The organism is Chroococcidiopsis sp. CCNUC1 (assembly GCF_023546805.1).
In the GTDB taxonomy this organism is placed as follows: Bacteria; Cyanobacteriota; Cyanobacteriia; order Cyanobacteriales; family Chroococcidiopsidaceae; genus Chroococcidiopsis; species Chroococcidiopsis thermalis.
Window position 1 is genome coordinate 1,544,058 of the sequence record NZ_CP097480.1, and the last position, 19,370, is coordinate 1,563,427.

Annotated in this window: 22 protein-coding genes; 16 read left to right on the forward strand and 6 right to left on the reverse strand. The window is 44.7% G+C overall.

The window, feature by feature from the left end; translation table 11 throughout:
• Positions 1-2: 2 nt before the first annotated feature.
• The 3 genes from M5J74_RS07220 to folD all read right to left on the reverse strand — a co-directional run bounded on the left by M5J74_RS07220 (position 3) and on the right by folD (position 2,597).
• Positions 3-494, reverse strand: coding sequence for a divergent PAP2 family protein (locus M5J74_RS07220; protein ID WP_015153461.1), 492 nt, complete (start codon positions 492-494; stop codon positions 3-5).
• A 136-nt stretch (positions 495-630) separates the two neighbouring features.
• Positions 631-1,557 (reverse strand): geranylgeranyl diphosphate synthase CrtE, encoded by a 927-nt coding sequence (gene crtE / locus M5J74_RS07225; protein ID WP_015153462.1) that lies wholly within the window; start codon positions 1,555-1,557, stop codon positions 631-633.
• A gap of 161 nt (positions 1,558-1,718) precedes the next feature.
• On the reverse strand, positions 1,719-2,597 hold the full coding sequence (gene folD / locus M5J74_RS07230) for a bifunctional methylenetetrahydrofolate dehydrogenase/methenyltetrahydrofolate cyclohydrolase FolD (RefSeq protein WP_015153463.1): 879 nt from the start codon (positions 2,595-2,597) through the stop codon (positions 1,719-1,721).
• A 192-nt stretch (positions 2,598-2,789) separates the two neighbouring features.
• On the opposite strand from folD, the gene M5J74_RS07235 reads away from it, so the two are divergent.
• Both M5J74_RS07235 and M5J74_RS07240 read left to right on the forward strand, forming a co-directional pair.
• Complete coding sequence (locus M5J74_RS07235; RefSeq protein WP_015153464.1) at positions 2,790-3,176, forward strand: hypothetical protein; 387 nt, start codon at positions 2,790-2,792, stop codon at positions 3,174-3,176.
• A gap of 18 nt (positions 3,177-3,194) precedes the next feature.
• Positions 3,195-3,635, forward strand: a complete 441-nt coding sequence (locus M5J74_RS07240; RefSeq protein WP_106167551.1) for an NUDIX hydrolase — start codon at positions 3,195-3,197, stop codon at positions 3,633-3,635.
• 54 nt (positions 3,636-3,689) lie between these two features.
• Here M5J74_RS07240 and M5J74_RS07245 read toward each other — a convergent pair whose 3' ends face one another.
• On the reverse strand, positions 3,690-4,559 hold the full coding sequence (locus M5J74_RS07245) for a DMT family transporter (RefSeq protein WP_015153466.1): 870 nt from the start codon (positions 4,557-4,559) through the stop codon (positions 3,690-3,692).
• Between the two features lie 123 nt (positions 4,560-4,682).
• Here M5J74_RS07245 and M5J74_RS07250 point away from each other — a divergent pair, with 123 nt between their 5' ends.
• The 4 genes from M5J74_RS07250 to M5J74_RS07265 all read left to right on the forward strand — a co-directional run bounded on the left by M5J74_RS07250 (position 4,683) and on the right by M5J74_RS07265 (position 9,821).
• Positions 4,683-5,870: an AAA family ATPase gene (locus tag M5J74_RS07250; RefSeq protein WP_250016149.1), complete on the forward strand. Its 1,188-nt coding sequence runs from the start codon at positions 4,683-4,685 to the stop codon at positions 5,868-5,870.
• Positions 5,864-6,511 carry a DUF4276 family protein gene (locus tag M5J74_RS07255; RefSeq protein ID WP_250016150.1) on the forward strand — a complete coding sequence of 216 codons (648 nt, stop codon included), beginning with the start codon at positions 5,864-5,866 and terminating at the stop codon, positions 6,509-6,511. Before M5J74_RS07250 ends, M5J74_RS07255 begins: the two co-directional genes overlap by 7 nt.
• A gap of 132 nt (positions 6,512-6,643) precedes the next feature.
• Entirely contained in the window at positions 6,644-9,280 is a 2,637-nt protein-coding gene (gene mutS, locus M5J74_RS07260) for a DNA mismatch repair protein MutS (RefSeq protein WP_250016151.1), read from the forward strand.
• Between the two features lie 79 nt (positions 9,281-9,359).
• Positions 9,360-9,821, forward strand: coding sequence for a hypothetical protein (locus M5J74_RS07265; RefSeq protein ID WP_250016152.1), 462 nt, complete (start codon positions 9,360-9,362; stop codon positions 9,819-9,821).
• Positions 9,822-9,896: 75 nt separating this feature from the next.
• On the opposite strand, the gene M5J74_RS07270 is transcribed toward M5J74_RS07265, so the two are convergent.
• The gene (locus tag M5J74_RS07270) at positions 9,897-10,568 is read right to left on the reverse strand and encodes a metallophosphoesterase (RefSeq protein ID WP_250016153.1); all 672 of its coding nucleotides are present in this window, start codon (positions 10,566-10,568) and stop codon (positions 9,897-9,899) included.
• Between the two features lie 200 nt (positions 10,569-10,768).
• On the opposite strand from M5J74_RS07270, the gene M5J74_RS07275 reads away from it, so the two are divergent.
• From M5J74_RS07275 to mltG, 6 genes are all read left to right on the forward strand, one after another.
• The gene (locus M5J74_RS07275) at positions 10,769-10,966 is read left to right on the forward strand and encodes a hypothetical protein (RefSeq protein ID WP_015153471.1); all 198 of its coding nucleotides are present in this window, start codon (positions 10,769-10,771) and stop codon (positions 10,964-10,966) included.
• 331 nt (positions 10,967-11,297) lie between these two features.
• Positions 11,298-12,572: a GNAT family N-acetyltransferase gene (locus M5J74_RS07280; RefSeq protein WP_015153472.1), complete on the forward strand. Its 1,275-nt coding sequence runs from the start codon at positions 11,298-11,300 to the stop codon at positions 12,570-12,572.
• 4 nt (positions 12,573-12,576) lie between these two features.
• Positions 12,577-13,071, forward strand: coding sequence for a Holliday junction resolvase RuvX (gene ruvX, locus M5J74_RS07285; protein ID WP_015153473.1), 495 nt, complete (start codon positions 12,577-12,579; stop codon positions 13,069-13,071).
• Positions 13,072-13,074: 3 nt separating this feature from the next.
• Positions 13,075-13,197, forward strand: coding sequence for a hypothetical protein (locus M5J74_RS32560; RefSeq protein WP_255410082.1), 123 nt, complete (start codon positions 13,075-13,077; stop codon positions 13,195-13,197).
• Between the two features lie 24 nt (positions 13,198-13,221).
• Entirely contained in the window at positions 13,222-13,800 is a 579-nt protein-coding gene (locus M5J74_RS07290) for a DUF3727 domain-containing protein (protein ID WP_039715744.1), read from the forward strand.
• Between the two features lie 52 nt (positions 13,801-13,852).
• Positions 13,853-14,911 (forward strand): endolytic transglycosylase MltG, encoded by a 1,059-nt coding sequence (gene mltG / locus M5J74_RS07295; RefSeq protein ID WP_015153475.1) that lies wholly within the window; start codon positions 13,853-13,855, stop codon positions 14,909-14,911.
• A 14-nt stretch (positions 14,912-14,925) separates the two neighbouring features.
• Here mltG and M5J74_RS07300 read toward each other — a convergent pair whose 3' ends face one another.
• Positions 14,926-15,069: a hypothetical protein gene (locus tag M5J74_RS07300; protein ID WP_181824283.1), complete on the reverse strand. Its 144-nt coding sequence runs from the start codon at positions 15,067-15,069 to the stop codon at positions 14,926-14,928.
• Positions 15,070-15,362: 293 nt separating this feature from the next.
• On the opposite strand from M5J74_RS07300, the gene M5J74_RS07305 reads away from it, so the two are divergent.
• From M5J74_RS07305 to M5J74_RS07320, 4 genes are all read left to right on the forward strand, one after another.
• Positions 15,363-16,187, forward strand: a complete 825-nt coding sequence (locus M5J74_RS07305) for a photosystem II manganese-stabilizing polypeptide (RefSeq protein WP_015153476.1) — start codon at positions 15,363-15,365, stop codon at positions 16,185-16,187.
• A gap of 557 nt (positions 16,188-16,744) precedes the next feature.
• Complete coding sequence (locus M5J74_RS07310; protein ID WP_015153477.1) at positions 16,745-17,527, forward strand: RNA polymerase sigma factor SigF; 783 nt, start codon at positions 16,745-16,747, stop codon at positions 17,525-17,527.
• 178 nt (positions 17,528-17,705) lie between these two features.
• On the forward strand, positions 17,706-19,037 hold the full coding sequence (locus tag M5J74_RS07315; RefSeq protein ID WP_106166725.1) for a hypothetical protein: 1,332 nt from the start codon (positions 17,706-17,708) through the stop codon (positions 19,035-19,037).
• A gap of 29 nt (positions 19,038-19,066) precedes the next feature.
• Positions 19,067-19,366, forward strand: a complete 300-nt coding sequence (locus M5J74_RS07320) for a hypothetical protein (protein ID WP_015153479.1) — start codon at positions 19,067-19,069, stop codon at positions 19,364-19,366.
• The last annotated feature ends 4 nt before the right edge of the window (positions 19,367-19,370 follow it).

Below are 19,370 nucleotides of genomic sequence, written 5' to 3' on the forward strand. Positions count from 1 at the left end.
GATTAGCCTCCCGCCGCTAGTACTGGGTAGGTAGGTGTGAATAACAAAGTATTGACAAACCAAGCAATGCATACGCCCAACATAGAACCAACAATGACTTGGAAAGGTGTATGTCCCAATAATTCTTTTAAGCGGTCTTCATTCAGTTCAGGATGTTCGCTGAATAACTCGTCCATCATTTGATTGAGAATGCGGGCTTGTTTGCCTGCGGCTTGACGCACGCCAGCAGCATCGTACATAACAATGATGGCAAAAATAGTCGCGATCGCAAATTCTGGACTATCCCAACCTGCGGTTTGACCGACACCCGTAGCTAAGGCTGTGACCAATGCAGAATGGGCGCTAGGCATACCGCCAGTAGTCAACAAAACGCGAAAATCCAATTTGTGGTTTTTAAGTAATTCGACTGCCAGTTTTGCTGCTTGAGCAATTAGACAAGCTATGACAGCAACTAGCAGCACGCTGTTATTGAGAATGTCGCCAATGTCCTGCATGAGGTTTGATTGAAAGGATGAGGGATGAAGGTTAATAGTTGATAGTTGTTGGTTGTTAGTTGTTGGTTAACAGTAAACGCTGTGCTACACTCCGTGAAGACAGTGCCTCCTTCTCTGCTCCCGACTCCGGACTCCCCTAATTCTTGCGGTTGGTGATGAAGTCAGCTAGAGCAATGAGTGGTTGTGCCTTCTCGCTAAATGGAGTTAGTTCTTCCTTTGCCGTAGCAATTAATGCTTGTGCTTGGCGGCGGGATTCTTCTATACCCCATAGGCTAGGATATGTGACTTTTTGCGCTTGTAAATCTTTGCCAGCCGTTTTGCCTAATTCCTCTGCTGTCGCCGTAACATCTAAAATATCGTCGATGATTTGAAAGGCAAGTCCGATATTTTGAGCATAGCGCGATAGCCGTTGCAAATCCGATTCTTCTAACCCCGCTAAAACACCCCCACTGACAACACAGGCTTCTAGTAGTGCAGCGGTTTTATGCGTATGAATGAAGTGCAAAGTGTCTGCGGTCACGTCTGACTTACCCTCCGATTCCAAATCTACCACTTGACCCCCAACTAACCCCGCCGCGCCAACAGCATGACCCAACTGAGCGATCGCTCGTAGTACGCGCTCTGGTGGTACATTTTTAGTCTGGGTAGCAATATACTCGAAGGCATAAGCTAACAGACCATCTCCAGCCAGAATTGCAATATCGTCACCATAAACCTTGTGATTTGTCAGTCGTCCGCGTCGGTAATCGTCGTTATCCATAGCTGGTAAGTCATCATGAATCAATGACATCGTATGGATCATTTCTAAGGCACAAGCCGTAGGCATTGCCATTTCTACCGTGCCTCCTGCCATTTCGCAAGTAGCCAAGCAGAGAATCGGACGTAACCGCTTTCCTCCTGCTAAAAGCGAATAGCGCATTGCCTCGTAGATTTTTTCTGGATAAGTGACGATAATCGAACTCTCCAGCGCCGCTTCAACTTCTACTTGGCGTTGTTTCAAGTAAGCTGAGAGGTCAAACGGGGCTTCATTATGAGGCATCTGAAGGTTATCCGCTGCTACCATGCCTTGTTTCCTTTAGGTGCTGTCGTCTCCGTAACAATTTTACGAGAAATTGGCAGTTGTCAGTCGATCGTTATCAGTTATCAGTTATCAGCGAACAGGAGTCAGAAGAAAAGAAAGTCGTTTTGACTTTTGACTTTTAACTTTTGACTTTCTTGTCTCCATTACCCATTAACCTTTTGAGAATAGCTCCAGACTGTATTGTGCAGTAGCATGGCGACTGTCATGGGACCAACACCACCTGGAACTGGGGTCAGCAATTCGGCAACTTCTTGCACTGACTCAAAATCTACGTCTCCAACCAGGCGGCTGTTACCTTCGTAGTCGATAATGCGGTTGATTCCCACGTCTATGACTACAGCGTCAGGTTTGACCATTTGGGCAGTAATCATGTTAGGACGACCGACAGCAGCAATGAGGATATCTGCTGTTTGAGTAATGGCTGCAAGGTTATGCGATCGCGAGTGGGCGATCGTGACTGTTGCATCAGCTTCTAGTAACATCAAAGCTAGGGGCTTTCCAACCAAAATACTCCGCCCCACGACTACGGCTTGTTTACCCTGCAAAGAAATCTGGTATTCCTGTAACATTCGTATTACCCCAGCAGGGGTGCAACTGCGTAAACCCGATTCTCCCCTGACTAACCGTCCCATATTCACTGGATGCAATCCATCTGCGTCTTTATTTGGGTCAATTTGATGCAGTAAAGCGACAGAATCTAAATGGTTGGGTAATGGTAGTTGAACGAGAATCCCATCTACTCTTTCATCCTCATTTAAATCTTGAATCGCTTGCGCGACTTCTGCTTGGGTAGCATCGGCAGGAAAATTCTTTCCAAAAGAAGCAATTCCTACTTTAGTACAAGCCCGCTCTTTATTGCGCACGTAGGCAGCACTAGCAGGATTATCTCCTACCATGAGTACTGCTAGTCCTGGGGGTCGTCCGATTTGCGGTTGTAGTGCTTGAATCTGTGTCGTTAACTCTGTCTGAATCTTTTGGGCTAAAGCTTTGCCATCTAGTATCTTCGCTGTTTTTGCGTTCATCGCCGTTGGGGGAACTTTTTTAAAATGGTTTTGTCAAAAGGCAGTTATAACTGTTTTGACTTATATAGTTTAAGCAATCCGTTATCAGTTATCAGTTGTCAGTGAAGAATGGGGTGTATGGTGTAGGGAAATTCTAGATTTTGGATTTCTCCTCTGCTTCCTTGTCTTCCTTGTCTCCCTTGTCTTTCTTTTATGAATCTTTTCAAAACTGCTATTTACTCGCTGCTCATCCTGGGGCTACTTAGTTGTGGTAGATTGCCCCAGTATGCAATGAATGGTATTGGCTTGATGGGTACAACTGCTTTTAAGATTGGCGAACTCAAGCCAGAAACAGGCAATGGAACTACCGTTCGCCTGCAAGGTAAAGTCGTACAACAAATACCTTTGGCTGGTTGGCGGATGTATCAACTGCAAGACTCAACAGGGAAAATTTGGGTGCTGACAAAAAGAACGAATGTGCGGCTGCAAACACCTGTCTCAATCGAGGGTAAGGTATATTTTCAGAGTATCCCGATCGCAGGGCAAGATTTTGGGGAAATCTATGTAGAGGAACAGCAGGTACAGACTCCCACTCGTTAGGTTAATTATTGCACAATTATGACTCATCAACCCGTTCGCGTGGCGATCGCTATCCTCTATCGTGACGATAAATTTCTCTTCCAATTACGCGACGACATTCCCAATATTGTCTATCCCGCACACTGGGGCTTTTTTGGCGGACATCTCGACCCAGGCGAAACGCCACATGAGGCTGTAATTCGAGAATTACAGGAAGAAATTGCTTATTTTCCCCCTTCTATATCTGAAGTCGGCTGTTACTCGGATCCTCAAGTAGAGCGCCATGTTTTCCACGCACCACTAACAGTAGATTTAGACCAACTCGTATTAAAGGAAGGTTGGGATATGGCTTTATTAACTCCCGAACAAATTCAACACGGGAGTTGTTATTCAGCCAAAGCCGATCGCATTTTACCTTTAGTCCCTGCGGCAAGACAAATTATTTTAGATTTTTTAGAAGTGGGGACGCTCGCAAAATAAATCAAAATAAATGAACCTAGTGTAGAGATGTGGCAAATTGCATTTCTCCAACAGTTAACTCTTATTTGTAAAAAATACTCCGACGACAACTAGAACCCCACCCAAGACTAAACTAACAGTAATCGGTTCCTGCAATAATAAAGCGGCAAATGCGATCGCAGATACGGGAACTAAGTTAATAAAAATTGAGGCTTTGGCAGCACCAATTGCTGCAACTCCCTCATAGTACCAACTAAAACCAATTGCCGAACCCAAAACCCCCAGATATAAAATTCCCAGCCAAGCAGAAGGAGGAAACTGCATGAAATTTTGAACTATTCCCTCAAATAAGGCTGGAATTAACAGCGCGATCGCGCCTATTATACAAGCATATGTAGTAGCAGCTAAGGGAGACAAAGATTTCATCACTGATTTACCAATCAGAGTATAAGCTACCCAGCTCAGGACGCAGCCAAAAACAAAAAACTCTCCCCAACTGATACTACCTTTAAATATATTTATGACTTGACCTTTGCTAATGACAACTGCTGCACCTGTTAGGGAAGTTATAATTCCTAGTAGTTTTAAACCGTTAAATTTCTCCCTGAAAAATAGAGCAGCACCAAGAGCAATAAAAGTAGGGTTGAGTGCCACAATTAAAGCAGCGCGGCTAGCAGTAACAGTTTGCAAACCGAGAAAGAAGAAGGCATTATAACTAAAAACTCCTGTCAAGCCTAATAAAATAACTGTAAAAATTTGATTTCTTTTGAGTTTAGGTAAGCGTCTCTCAATCTTTTGCGTCAAGATTAACAAACAAATTGAAGCAACTGCAAAGCGAAAAAAAGCGGCTGTAAACGGTTCCATAGTTTGCACGACTATTCTACCAGCCACAAACGTGCCACCCCAAATAATTGCAGTTAAAACTAACTTTATGTAAGTTATCATCAAATAATCTCCTATTCTAGCTAAGAGGTCGTATGCGAATGTAAGGGCGATCGCAGTTTAGAATAAACTAAACAGGATTACTGCACTGTCTGCTGAAACATATTTACTCATCAGGAGTATGGGATGGACGGGAAAAGATTTATCCATTCATTAAGGTTACAAAATTTTCTCTCTTTTGGTAGCGAAGGAGAGGAAATCGAATTACAACCCTTAAATGTTCTTATTGGGGCAAATGCATCTGGCAAGTCAAATCTAATTGAAGCTTTCGGAATTCTCAAAGCTTTACCTACAGATTTACTTGCGTCAATTCGTCGCGGCGGCGGCGTGAGTGAATTTTTATGGAAAGGTAGTGATGATATTCCAACAGCAAGAATAGAAGTAACTGTAGAATACCTTACGAATATTTCATTACAATATAGAATTGTGTTTGGCGCACTCCAGCAAACATTTGAAGTTCTGGAGGAGTTCATCAAAATTCAAGGCGTAGAAATAGAACAACAGGATGTATATCATCACCAACTTAATAAAAACGATTCTTCAACTTTTAGTTTTTATGCACTATCCAATTTAGAAAATAAAACACTTCCTATTTCTTATAGTAAAGTTCAACGACAGCAATCTATTCTATCTCAAAGAAAAGATCCAGATCGAATGCTGGAAATTACATATTTAGGAAATCAGTTTTCTAATATCAGTTTATATCGAGATTGGCATATAGGGCGTAACTCTAAAGCTAGAATGCCTCAACAAACAGATTTACCTGAACATCCCTTGTTAGAGGATGGTAGTAACCTAGGAATATGCTTAAATAATTTACAGCACCAGATTGGCTCTAAGAAAATCATTGATAAGTTAAAGAAATTTTATGAAGAAGCTGAAGAACTAACGACAAAAATTTACGGTGGTACAGTACAAATATATATTCGTGAAGCGGGATTAACTCAACCAATTCCAGCAACACGCCTATCAGATGGTACTTTACATTATTTATTCTTAATGGCTTTACTCCTCGATCCCACTCCACCACCGCTGATATGTATCGAGGAACCAGAAATCGGATTACACCCTGATATGATGTCTACCATCGCTGAGATGCTTATCGAAGCATCTCAAAGAACGCAAATAATTGTAACAACTCATTCTGAATCTTTAATTTCCTCACTTCCTCCTGAATCAGTATTGATATGTGAGAAAGACTATCAGGGGACTCACTTACGCCGCTTAGATCCTGTAAAACTCAAAAAGTGGATGGAAGAATATTCACTTGGAGATATTTGGCGTATGGGTGAAATCGGGGGAAATAGATGGTAAAAGAGATTCGTATTTATATAGAAGGAGGTGGAGATGGCAGAAATACAAGAGGGTTACTACGAGAAGGATTCAATAAGTTTTTACAGGAATTAAATCAGCTCGCTAGAAGTAGGAAAATTAAATGGAACATAATCATCTGTGATTCTCGAAATAATACTTTCAGTCAATTTAAATCTGCTTTAAAAGAACACCCAGACGCTTTTAACGTGCTACTCGTTGATGCAGAAGCATCTGTAAAAAAAGCACCTTGGCAGCATTTGAAAGAAAGGGATAATTGGAATAAGCCAGAAGTGGACGATACGTGCTGTCATCTTATGGTACAAATGATGGAAGCTTGGTTTATTGCTGACATAGAGGCTTTAAAACGATTCTACGGGCAAGGCTTTAAAGAAAATGCGATTCCTAAAAATCTAAATGTAGAAAAAATTAACAAAACTGAAATATATTCAGCCTTACAGAAAGCCACAAAAGAAACATCCAAGGGAGAATACGGTAAAATTCAGCATGGTGCAAGGCTTTTAGAACAAATATCTGTAGCTAAAGTCCGCGCCGCCTCCCTCTTCTACTGCGATCGCCTCTGCGATCGCCTCTTCACCACCTTGACAGTTAAAATAGACGAGGCAAGCGATCGCACTGAGTAACAAAAACAGCGTTAGCGTTCACGTAGCTTGCTTCTCCGAAGGAGTAGTGTAGTGCAGCGTTTAGCGCAAACGTTGTTATCATCTCACATCAACCTACGGTAGAGTCGTAAAAGACTGTAGTACGAGCGATTCATGAAAGTTCCTTCCACTCCAACTGCTGCTGAATCTCAAGCACCCATACAACCTTGTACTGACTGTCGGCAGATAGACAAAAACAAGCTATCGCCAATGTACAAGCATTATGTAGAAGTAAAAGAGAAGCATCCCCATTCTTTATTACTGTATCGGTGTGGAGATTTTTTTGAAACATTCTTTCAGGATGCAGTTATAGTCTCGCGGGAATTGGAACTCGTTCTCACCAGCAAACACGGTGGCGAAATCGGACGGGTGGCGATGACAGGCGTACCGCATCACGCTTGGGAACGATACACAACTCAGTTGATCGAAAAAGGCTATGCTGTCGTTATCTGCGATCAAGTTGAAGATGCAGCGGTTGCACAAGGTTTAGTCAAGCGTGAAGTAACGCGCATCCTGACTCCAGGAACTCTGCTGCAAGATGGAATGCTCAAAGCTAGCCGTAATAATTATCTCGCAGCAATAGCGATCGCGAAAAATCATTGGGGTTTAGCTTACGCAGACATCTCAACGGGAGAATTTTTAGCAACGCAAGGGAGCAATTTAGAACAATTAACTCAAGAAATACTGCGACTACAACCATCGGAAGTTCTCGTTCCCACCAAAGCACCAGACGTAGGGACATTATTTCGTCCTGGGGAAACATCAGAACACATTCCCGAATGCTTACCACCATCATTTTGCTATTGTTTGCGATCGCAATCTAGTTTTAACACGGGTGAAGCTAGACAAAAGTTAATTCAAAAGTTTAAAGTGCGATCGCTTGAAGGTTTTGGTTGTGAAGATTTACCCCTAGCCGTGAGTGCGGCGGGTGGATTATTAGACTATATCGAAGATACGCAAAAAGAAAGTGACGTTCCCCTACAACAACTACGCACTTATGCCATTACCGACTACTTAATTCTCGATCATCAAACTCGTCGCAACTTGGAAATTACCCAAACTGTGAGAGATGGAACTTTTATCGGTTCACTATTATGGGCTTTAGATAAAACAACTACGGCGATGGGGAGTCGTGCTTTAAAACGATGGTTTTTGCAACCACTATTAGATATTAAAGGCATTCGAGCGCGACAAGATACAATTCAAGAATTAGTAGAAAATAGTTCCTTGCGGCACGATTTGCGGCAGCTTTTACGACAAATTTATGATTTAGAAAGACTCAGCGGTAGGGCTGGTTCGGGAACGGCAAATGCGAGAGACTTAGTAGCATTAGCAGAGTCAATGTTGCGTTTACCAGAATTAGCAAGATTAGTCACAGAAACGCGATCGCCATATCTCCGTACTTTACAAAAATTCCCCTCAGATTTGGAACAACTAGGGCATAAACTTCGTAAATATTTAGTTGAATCTCCCCCCATCTACCTCACAGAAGGAAATTTAATTCGTCCTGGGATTAGTTCCCAACTCGATGAAAGGCGACGATTATTAGAAGAAGATTTGCAGTGGGTGGCTAATTTTGAAATTGATGAAAAAGCCAGAACGGGAATTCCGACATTAAAAGTCGGTCACAACGACACCTTCGGATACTATATCAGCATTTCTCGTGCCAAAGCCGACCAAGTTCCCACTAACTACATTCGCAAGCAAACTCTAAAAAACGAAGAACGCTACTACACGCCAGAACTAAAAGAAAGAGAAGCGCGTATCCTTACGGCTGAAAAAGATTTGTACCAGCTAGAGTACGATATTTTTACCGAACTGCGAACAGAAGTAGGAGAACAAGCCGAGGCAATCCGTAACGTTTCCCGTGCCATAGCCGCAGCCGATGTATTGTGTGGCTTTGCCGAAGTTGCAGTATATCAAGGTTATTGCCGTCCAGAAATTGTCTCAGGACGAGAAATTAACATTGTAGACGGGCGACATCCAGTTGTTGAAAAATCCATACCCGCCGGATTCTTCGTGCCTAATTCTACTGAAATAGGGAGTGAGGGCAAGAGAGCTGAGGAAGCTGAGGAGGCTGAGGAGGCTGAGGGAGCAACTACCAATTATCAACTACCAGATTTAATCATCCTAACTGGTCCTAACGCCAGTGGTAAAAGCTGCTACTTACGCCAAGTTGGTTTGATTCAATTAATGGCACAAGTAGGAAGTTTTGTCCCAGCTAAATCGGCAAAATTGGGCATATGCGATCGCATTTTCACCCGCGTTGGTGCAGTAGACGACTTAGCAACGGGGCAATCTACTTTTATGGTAGAAATGAATGAGACAGCAAATATTCTCAACCACGCTTCACCACGATCTTTAGTTTTACTAGATGAAATTGGTAGAGGTACGGCAACGTTTGACGGATTATCGATCGCTTGGGCAGTAGCAGAATATTTAGCCACAGAAATTCGCGCCCGCACAATTTTTGCTACCCATTACCACGAATTGAACGAACTCGCTTCAATTTTATCTAACGTAGCTAACTACCAAGTCACAGTCAAAGAATTACCCGATCGCATTATCTTCTTACACCAAGTCCAACCAGGTGGCGCAGACAAATCCTACGGAATTGAAGCCGGAAGACTCGCAGGTTTACCCCCCGTCGTCATTCAACGGGCAAAACAAGTCATGACGCAAATCGAACAACACAGTAAAATTGCGATCGGCTTAAGAGAAGGCAGCGTAGTACAAGAGAATAAGCAGTAGTGTAGGGGCGCACAGCCGTGCGCCCTTTTAAAATGCGAGAATATGCATTACCCACTATACCTTTAGTTGAAAAACGTTATTGGAATACAATTACCCAATCTGGCTCTATCATGAGCTTATTGACGATATCCTACCTTGGCAACAAGGTCAGAAGATAGCTTTTAAACAATTCAATGCTAAATATACCTTACATGACTCTTATTGGGTAGGTATTTTTTATGATGTTGCTTACCAACAAAGCGTAACATTAGCTATTCAATGGGATGCCGTGTGGCTACCGAAGGAAATGAAAGAGAACAATTCTGTAGTAAACGAACCTTATCTGTTCATCCGCTTAACAGATGTCGAGCAAGTCAGTACAGCTAATTATACGAATCTTAATAGCATTTGTAGAGCAATAGCAGGTTGTGAATTTGAAGAAGTAGAAGGGAAAAAGTTTTTGGCTATTGATGACGTATATGGAGGGCAAGTTAACGTTCTCTATCAAGGCGAAGAAACGTTCTTGGCGCTAGAAAAAGATCGAAGCATTCTAAGCTTATAGGGTGCGTTTTCAAAACGCACCCTACTACTTAATTGTGAATTGTGAATTGTGAATTGAATTCCTAGCCCCTAGTCCCTACTTCCCTAGAATCAAAACCCTCCCCCCCTCATCCACCACTCCCGCCTCCCCTACGCCATGCACGACAATACCGTTACCAATCGTCGCGCTATAGTGTTCGTGATGATGCCCGTGAAATATCGTTTTCACGCCCATTGCCATAGCTAACTCATCCAAAGCTTTAAAACCGAAGCGATGAGAAGACGGGGCTTCGTGGGTAACTAAAATATCAGCCCGTTGAGAACGCAAAGCTTGATATTGTTGCCAAAATATGCTTACATGATGCTTCCGAGGAATACGATCGCGCCAACGTTCGCCTCGGCTACAAGCCGATAGTAGGGCTTTTTGAGTGGGAAATTTAGGCGCGGCTGGAGGCAACCAAATTTTGCCGCGAAACACTCCACCCAAACCCGCTACGCGCTTACCCGCAATTTCTACAACGCGCCCGTGAAGATTGCGATCGCCCAACTTAGAATTAAACAAATTATCATACCACTCGTCGCGATCGGCATCGTGATTGCCAGGAATAAACCAGATCTCAGTTTTTGCCGCGATCTCCTCTAGTTCTTCGCAAAGCGATCGCTCCAAGTCAAAATCCCCCAGCAAAATTGCTGCTGCGGGAGAGTAGGTTTCAACTGCCTGAATAATCGGTCGAAAATCCCCGTGTGGATCGCCACTAAACAACAGCATGACTTGATGGGGGTTAGGGGGTTAAGAAATCGGGGGTTAGGGATGGTCGATCGCAAGTCAGAGAACTTTACATTTCTCCATCCTTATAGCTGTTAAGGATTACACTTTATTGCAAAGTGCAAAAGATGGCAAACATATAATGATAATTTCTATTCTGGATATACAGCTTGCCAGCTGAAATAAGGAGAACACAGTTAGCTATGCAATCAGAGGGACTCACAAGCGATTGGGTGCGGGAAGATCTAAGCGAGTACGTTGCCCATCTCCAACTGCATATGGCGCTACAAGCTCGCAATCTCGTGCCTTCTTTAACCCAAACAGTGGTTGATAGTCGCGAACAATTACTCCAGCAAACTCAAGCAACTATTGAAAAATTAGCTTCTCGCCAAATTCTCTGACTAAACTCTTAGATCGGAGAATTTCTCGCGCAAAACACAGCTCTAAAATCTGCAATTCATCAACACATAAAGTTAACAATCGGTAATTGAGATACTCAACCGAGCATTTCAATTACCGATTGTAGTTTGGCACTAAAGACACTTCATACCCCAACATCGGATAAGAACGGTGCTTAAACAATAGTGAAATTTTTTGAGATATTCGGTGAGTCCACGCTGAACTAAAGCGCAAATTTCCTGCTATGCTCGACGGCGATCGCGAGAAAACCGTTAAGATAATGGCAGCACTTCCATTTTTGTTACTCAAAGCTACCTAGTAGCATACCCAACCATGCCTTCAGTGCTTCCCCAAGACTCTAACGTTGTCATTCGTCCCTTCCAATACCGAGATTTGGAAGCAATAGAGCGGCTTTACCAAGAGTCGGTTGAAACGGATAATCCAGATGCTGTCGCCGAGCTGCAAAAGCAATTGCATTGGCTGCACAGTTGGTATTGGTTGCTGAAGTTCTTTCGCCTGTTTCCTAATCCCCTTCAATACCGATTCTGCCTTCATGTCGCGGAGCAACATCGCCAAGTTCAAGGCATGATTCAAGTCTGTCCCTTCAACCGCACTCGCAGTACGTGGAGAGTAGAGCGAGTCGCTGTCACTCCCCAAGTCCGCGCTCAAGGAATAGGCTCTCAACTGCTACGCCACTGTTTCGAGTCAATTCGAGAAGCTCGAACATGGCTGTTAGAAGTCAATGTCAATGACAAGGAAGCACTAGCACTCTATCGCCAAAATGGGTTTCAAACTCTGGCGCAACTCACCTATTGGGAGATTGCTCCCGCTCTGTTGCAAGAACTGGCGTTAGGCGAACCAGATTTACCTAACTTATTACCGATCGGTAATGCCGATGCTCAACTGCTCTATCAACTCGATACAGCATCCATGCCTCCTTTGGTGCGGCAAGTCTTCGATCGCAATGCCGACGACTTCAAAACAAGTTTGTTCGGTGGGTTGATCGAAGGCATTAAACAATGGTTAAGCAAAACGGAAGTTGTCAGCGGCTATGTATTTGAACCGCAGCGCAAAGCTGCGATCGGCTATTTTCAAGTCCATTTGTGCCGTCGCGGTTGCCAGCCGCACGAGGCAACGCTGACCGTTCATCCCGCCTATACTTGGCTTTATCCCGAACTGCTAACTCAACTTGCCCGCATCGCTCAAGATTTTCCTCCCCAAGCCTTGCGTCTGGCTTCAGCAGATTACCAACCAGAACGAGAAGAGTATTTACAACAAATTGGTGCAGACCGCATCGAACACACGCTGATGATGTCTCGTTCTGTCTGGCACAAGCTACGGGAATCAAAACTCGTTTCTTTGGAAGGGATGCAATGGCACGAAGTGCTGCAAGGACTGCAACCAGCCCGTAAACCCGTCCCTGGAGGGATGTCATGGGCAGGACAAGGCAAGCCAGCACCAGAAACCATCCAGCCTAGCAAGCCACCATCCAAGACGGGACAGCAAAATTCACCCACAGAACAAATTAAATACGCCAGCCAGCGGGCTGACGAGATCGTCCAACCAACTGAATCTACTTCACCCAAAACAGAACGAGAGCGTGACTGAACAAATGCGATCGCCGTCCACTACTGTGGTTAAAACGCCTAAAGCATTTGTTTCCGCTTTGGGTCTAGATCTCGGTCGCAAGCGGATTGGAGTAGCTGGTTGCGACGGTACGGGTCTGATTGCGACAGGTCTGATGACGATCGAGCGTAAATCTTTTGCTGAGGACTTAGCCCAACTACAGTCCCTCGTCCAATCGCGCCGCGTGCAAACAATAGTAGCTGGACTACCGTACTCTATGGACGGTAGTTTGGGTTTTCAAGCTCGACAAGTCCAAAAAGTGGCGAAGAGAATCGCCAAAGCGCTCGACCTCCCCTTAGTATTTGTAGACGAGCGACTGACATCTTTTCAAGCAGAACAATTCATGCACGCCGAAAATATCTCCCCCTCGCGACACAAAGCTCTGATCGATCGCAAAGCAGCTGCCATAATTCTGCAACAATGGTTAGATACAAGAAGAAGTGAGCAGGGAGCGCACGAGCGATCGAGCAGTGAGCAGTGACCAGTGACCAGGAACAGTTATCAGACACGCACCACGCCTGAGCGCACCACACACCACTTTTTTGCCAACAACCAACAATTAGCAACTGATGACTCTTCCCATGTCCTCAGCTTTAAGCTAATCTAAAGTTTTCCGTCAGCTATTATGGCTATGTTTTCATCGGCATTTGAAGAAAATAACGAATATTCCAATTCGAGTTCCGTCACGCTCAAAGACGAAGCAGGGCGAAGCTTAGAATGTTACGTAGAGCGATCGCTGTTGGTCGAAGACAAAGAATATCTCTTACTCCTACCCGCAGATGCAGCAGTAGAAATTTTTGCTTGGCAAAGTCATGATAGCGACGAGGAAGAAGCAGTTCCCGTAGAAGATGACGAAACCATCAATAGTATTTTTCCTACTGCTGAAGCCGTTCTCGCCGAGCAAAATCTAGTCCTCAAGCGGACAGCCTATGCTTTAACCGTAGCAGGGGAATTACCTCCAGTGGAAGAATCAGAATTGTTTACGCTGGAAATTGAAGATGACACCAGCGATATAGAACCAGAGCAACTGCAACTGCTAGCTAGTTTCTACCACGAAGACCAAGAGTACTCTGTTTATACGCCCCTCGACCCCTTGTTATTCTTTGCGCGATTGAATAGCTCCGGCAATCCAGAGCTACTGTCTCCAGAAGAGTTTCAAAAGTTACAACCGCTACTAGCAGAGCAGCTGATTGACGAAATGGAAGAATAGCGTAAACTACTGCCTTTAGATAGTAGTTGTCGATACCTATGGGCATATAGTAGTGCAAAAACTATTGAAGTGGCGCATAATTTGGGCTTTAATCCCCTTGACTCTAGGAATAGGCGCTTGGTCGAGCTGGAATTGGTGGCAGCACTCCAGCGCCCCGTCTCAACCTTTAGAGACAGCAAATGCTACGCAAGTGCAGTTTCGCGTTCCTCCAGGCACAGCCAGCCAGCAAATCGGCAAGCAGCTAGAGGCAGAAGGACTAATTCGCTCTAGTCAAGCATGGAATTTATGGGCAAGGTGGCTGCACTGGCGAAATCCCAATGGGGGATTTCAAGCAGGGACATATCAAATCTCTCCCAGTCAGTCTTTAGAAGAAGTGGCAAATAAGATCTGGCACGGTCAGGTAGTGCAGCAGAGCTTCACGATTCCTGAAGGCTGGTCTTTGCGGCAAATGGCGGCTTATTTTGAACAACAGGGATATTTCCCTGCTAGCGAGTTTCTCAATGCCGCCAGTCAAATTAAACGCGATCGCTTTTCCTGGCTACCTGCTGATATTCCCCATCTCGAAGGTTATTTATACCCCGACACGTACAAGATTGGTAGTGGTTCCGTTACGCCAACTCAGGTGGTGAACCAAATGCTGCAACGCTTCGAGCAAGTCGCTTTACCTTTATACGAACAAGGCAAAGATCGGACTGATTTCGACCTGAAGCAGTGGGTGACATTAGCTAGTATTGTCGAAAAAGAAGCTGTTATCCCTCAAGAGCGATCGCGAATTGCAGGCGTATTTGTCAAGCGATTGCAAAAAGGTTATACACTAGGCTCCGATCCTACGGTAGAGTATGCCCTCAACCTGCGCCAAACAGCAGACCAGCCCCTGACTTACGCTCAAGTTAATACCCCTTCGCCATACAATACCTATCGCAATCCAGGACTACCACCTACACCCATCGCTAGCCCTGGCATAGCCAGTCTCAAAGCTGCACTCGATCCCGAATCAACGCCCTATCTCTACTTTGTTGCCCGTTACGACGGCTCTCATGTTTTCAGCCGCACCCTAGCGGAACATAACGCCGCTCAAGCCGCCATCCGCAGGCAGCGGCAAAAAGGCTAGACAGTTATCAGTTATCAGTTGTCAGCGAAGTAGTGCGTGGTGTGGGCTGTGGGTTGTGGGGTGTAGGGAAATTCTGGATTTTGGATTTCTCCTCTGCTTCCTCTGCTCCCCTGCTTCCTTGTCTCCCTTGCCTCCCCCCTCTCCCTTGTCTTCTTCACCCCTCACTCCTCACTCCTCACCCCCTACATAAACGTCACATCCCCGTGTAAAATTCTGTAATGGGAGCGAGGTTGAATCATCATTCAATGAGCTAAACCCCAAGAGTGAAAAAGTGTTTGAAATGAGTGGGGATCTCACCTGACGAAAAACGCATTATAAGCAATTGTTCGCATTTGTTGCCCGCACAAACAAATGTACTCTTGGTAATGAAAGCTAATATTCGCTTGATTGTCACTTGTCTTCACTAGCATTTTTATTGGTTAGATACAGACTTAAAAATTGAGGTTGATCGATGAAGTATCGCGCGCTAATTGTTGCCTTCCTAGCTTTGTGTCTAGGATTTCTTACTGCCTGTAGCGAACCCTCACAAGTAGCAAGCAGAGAACTACTCACATACGAGCAAATTAGAGGCACTGGTCTAGCTAATAAGTGTCCTCAACTGTCCGAAACATCTCGCGGATCGATCGCGATCGATCCGAATCAATCCTACAGAATGGTAGAACTGTGTTTAGAGCCAACATCATTCTTCATCAAAGAAGAACCAGTTAATAAGCGTCAAGAAGCAGAGTATATTGCTGGAAAACTGTTGACTCGCTACACTTCGACCATCGACCAGGTACAGGGCGATCTTAAAGTCAATCCTGACAAAAGCTTGACTTTCGTTGAAAAAGATGGTCTTGATTTCCAAGCGATTACCGTACAATTACCAGGTGGTGAAAGAGTACCTTTCTTATTCACAATTAAAAACTTGGTGGCACAAACTCAGCCCGGGTTGACCAGTATTAACACTTCCACTGACTTTGAAGGTAAATTTAACGTCCCATCTTACCGGACTGCTAACTTCCTCGACCCCAAAGGACGAGGCGTAACCACGGGGTATGACAATGCGGTAGCTCTACCTGCATCAGCAGACAAGCAAGGGTATGCCAATGTCAAGAGTGCAGGAATTGAAAACGGGTCAATTTCTCTCCAAGTTGCTAAAGTTGATAACGCCACAGGAGAGGTAGCTGGTACTTTCGAGAGCATCCAACCTTCTGATACGGATATGGGTGCGAAGGAAGCTTTAGATGTAAAGGTTCGCGGTCTATTCTACGCTCGGATCGAACCACAAGCGTAAATTGTTAGACAATTGAATCGGATGCAAGACCTGTAGGGGCGTACTGCTATTGTGCGCCCCTACAAGCGTATTGTATCGAGGAGAAGCGCTATGAAAAGCACAAGCAGGTACGTTATCAATAACTGAACTTATCGGTAACTTAGAAGTGTCGATAAAAACTGCATGTTAAAAACTGGCTAAAAACTGTATGGGGGCGTTCAGCCCCTTTTTTTGCATATATTGCTAGCTACTTTATGTAGTTTTTTTTAGGAGGTTATCAGTAGAGCAAAAGTTACGTTAAACAAAGATCAGTGGAATTTCGGTAGCTGCGATTATGCAAAAGTTAATACCCTGGATTGTTGTCAACCCCTTATTCGTAATCTGTCTAGCGACCTAAAATTAAGCTTTTTTTCGACCGCACAAACAATTTTTCCCTGAATCTCCATTTATGAGTCATTCCAGTTTTTTCTAGCCTTTTCTACAACTTTGCTCCCTTGAGTATTTGTGGCAAAATGCGATGCCGAGTCATAAAACTTGCAGCAGTAGCTTCCGTAATATCGCTTAACAATAAATAAATTATGGTTCTTACTTATACTTTAACGAGTCCCGAACTTAAACGCGAGAGCGCTCAACTGCTACGAGAATATCAACAGTCTCGCTCCGCAGCGATCCGCAATCAACTGGTGACACTGAATCTAGGATTGGTGAGAAAAGAAGCCCACTTTTGGAGCAATCAATGCACGGAAAGTTATGAAGACTTACTGCAAGTCGGTTGTATGGGATTAATTAGGGCAATTGAGAGATTTGACTTATCTAAAGGTCATGCCTTCAGTTCATTTGCCATTCCCTACATTCGGGGTGAAATTCAACATTATCTGCGCGATAAAGGGGTATTAGTGCGGATGCCGAGACGCTGGCTGGCGCTTCAGCAACAGGCAATGACATTTTCTCAAGAGTGGCGCACGCAACACAATCGCCAGCCCACGGATGCTGAAATCGCCGCCGAGCTGGAAATTTCTATTACGGAATGGCAAGAAATTAAACTAGCATGGACAAATCGCTCCCCTTTAAGTTTGGATACTCCGGTGCAGGATGAAGAAGGAGCAATGTCTCTTGGTGAAATGGTTCCCGATCAACAATATCGTAGCTTTCAACTAGCCCAGGAAGACCAACTGCGCCTACAACAAGCCCTAGTAGAGTTAGAGCAGCGCACTCACGAAGTCTTAAAATTTGTTTTTTTCTATGACTTAACTCAAAAAGAAGTGGCAGAACGATTAGGTATCAGTGTTGTCACTGTTTCCCGTTGTGTTAAAAAAGGACTTGCTACCTTGAAAAGATCGATGGCAGGCAACGATGAATAATTAGTTTTGATAATCAACTGATAGGTACTGACAGTAAATAATTCTGAAAAATTTTTAGTTAAATTAAAAACCTGGCTCGAATTTGCTGCCATTGAGATTGAGGTAAATAAGCAATAAGGACGTGTTTGGTGTCATTCAACGCACTATCTAAATCATAAATAAAGGGTAAGGAAGGGGTATGCATCGACTTTCAACGACCGCTGTAGCAGGAATGCTAGCTTTGACAATAGCCGGATGTAGTTCGGGAGGTGAGGAAACCAGTAGTACCAACGTCCAACCAACGGCTGCCACTCAAGCCTCTGATTCTAGCCCAGAGCCGTCTCAGACACAGAGCCAGCCTATTATCGTGGCACAAAAACCAGATAACGCCCAAAAACTAGAGAAAAAACCAGACCAATCACCGCAGCCAGACCCAAAAGCTAGCCAAAAAACGCCGCCAATAGCTACACCAACAGATGGATTGATTCAGCCAACCAATTCAGACCGGCGCACTCAACAAGTCCAAAAAGGTCGTCCAGACCCGTTTGCCGAACTGTACGATGCGCAGCCAAAAGTAGCAGCAGCGCCAAAACCCCCGAAACCGCCATCAATTCCTGCTACACCAGTCCTAAAGCCAGCTCCATTACCTCCTCCAATGCCAGTCGCGCCGCCACAACCAGATTTAGCTAGGGGTACGACTGTTTTAGGTGTCATTGAAGTAGGCAACCAGTTTCAAGCAATCGTTCAAGTGCCAAATGAGGCAACCAGCCGTTATGTCAGCGAAGGGCAACGGCTAGCTGACGGACAAGTGACGGTGAAAAGAATTGAAATGTACCCAGGCTCCGAGCCAGTGGTAGTTTTAGAACAATTCGGTCAAGAGGTGTCGAGAGTAGTCGGACAAGAACCAGCTCAAGCAAATACTGGCACAACTCCAGGCTCACCCGGGAAAACCTCGTCTTCTATTTCCGTACCATCACTACCCTCTAGCGGTGTTATTCCTAGTGCAGGCGGACAAAATGCATTACCTCCATCTCCGCCAACGATGGAGAATTCAACACCAAATCAGCCGTTACCAGAAACTCCATCTCCAGAAGAACTGAAAAATCGGTTGAGAACCTCTCCGTTACCAACTGACGACCCAAACGCGCAGTCTTCCAGCGAGTCAGTGCCAGCAGTGCAGACAAAAACCTTTTTGCCAACCGTTCAACCTTCAACGGCATTTCCAGAAGAGGCACAGCCTACAGAGGCAAAGAGCGAGGTAAATAGCGAGAAAGCATCCCCACAGCCGGATAATACCCCAAATACCCCAGAAGCAAAACCTGCTCATGACTCGCTGCCGGGAGTAGAAGGTGACAATATTAGTCAATTGCAATCTTCTACCAAACTGCCATCAGCCCAACAATCTAAGCAGCGCTTGGTAGCTATATTGACTCGATCGCAAACTAATCGCACCACAACAGCGATACAATCAAACAGCAAGGCGAGAATATATCGCCAAGAATTGATCGACCGATTGCTGAAAAGCAAATAGCGGCTTGTCTCTCATAGCTCAATGTCAAGATGCAAACACAGCAGGATAGTAAGTTAAGATATGAAATCTGTTTTCCTGGCTTGCCTTTAGCAGTCTATAGGGAAGTTGCTGCCCATTTACGTCAAGTGGAAGGGGTAGAAACAGGTCTGTATCCGGCAACGAACCAGCAATTTGACTACAATCAAAGTCAAGTAGGCGGATTGTGGATTCAGTACGCTCCTACTGCTAGCTCGGCAAGTCGAGAATTAGTAGACCGGATTTTGGCTTACTATCAGGCTCGGTACGAGCAGGGAGTCGGGAGTCGGGAGTCGGAAGTCGGGAGTAGTTAATTTC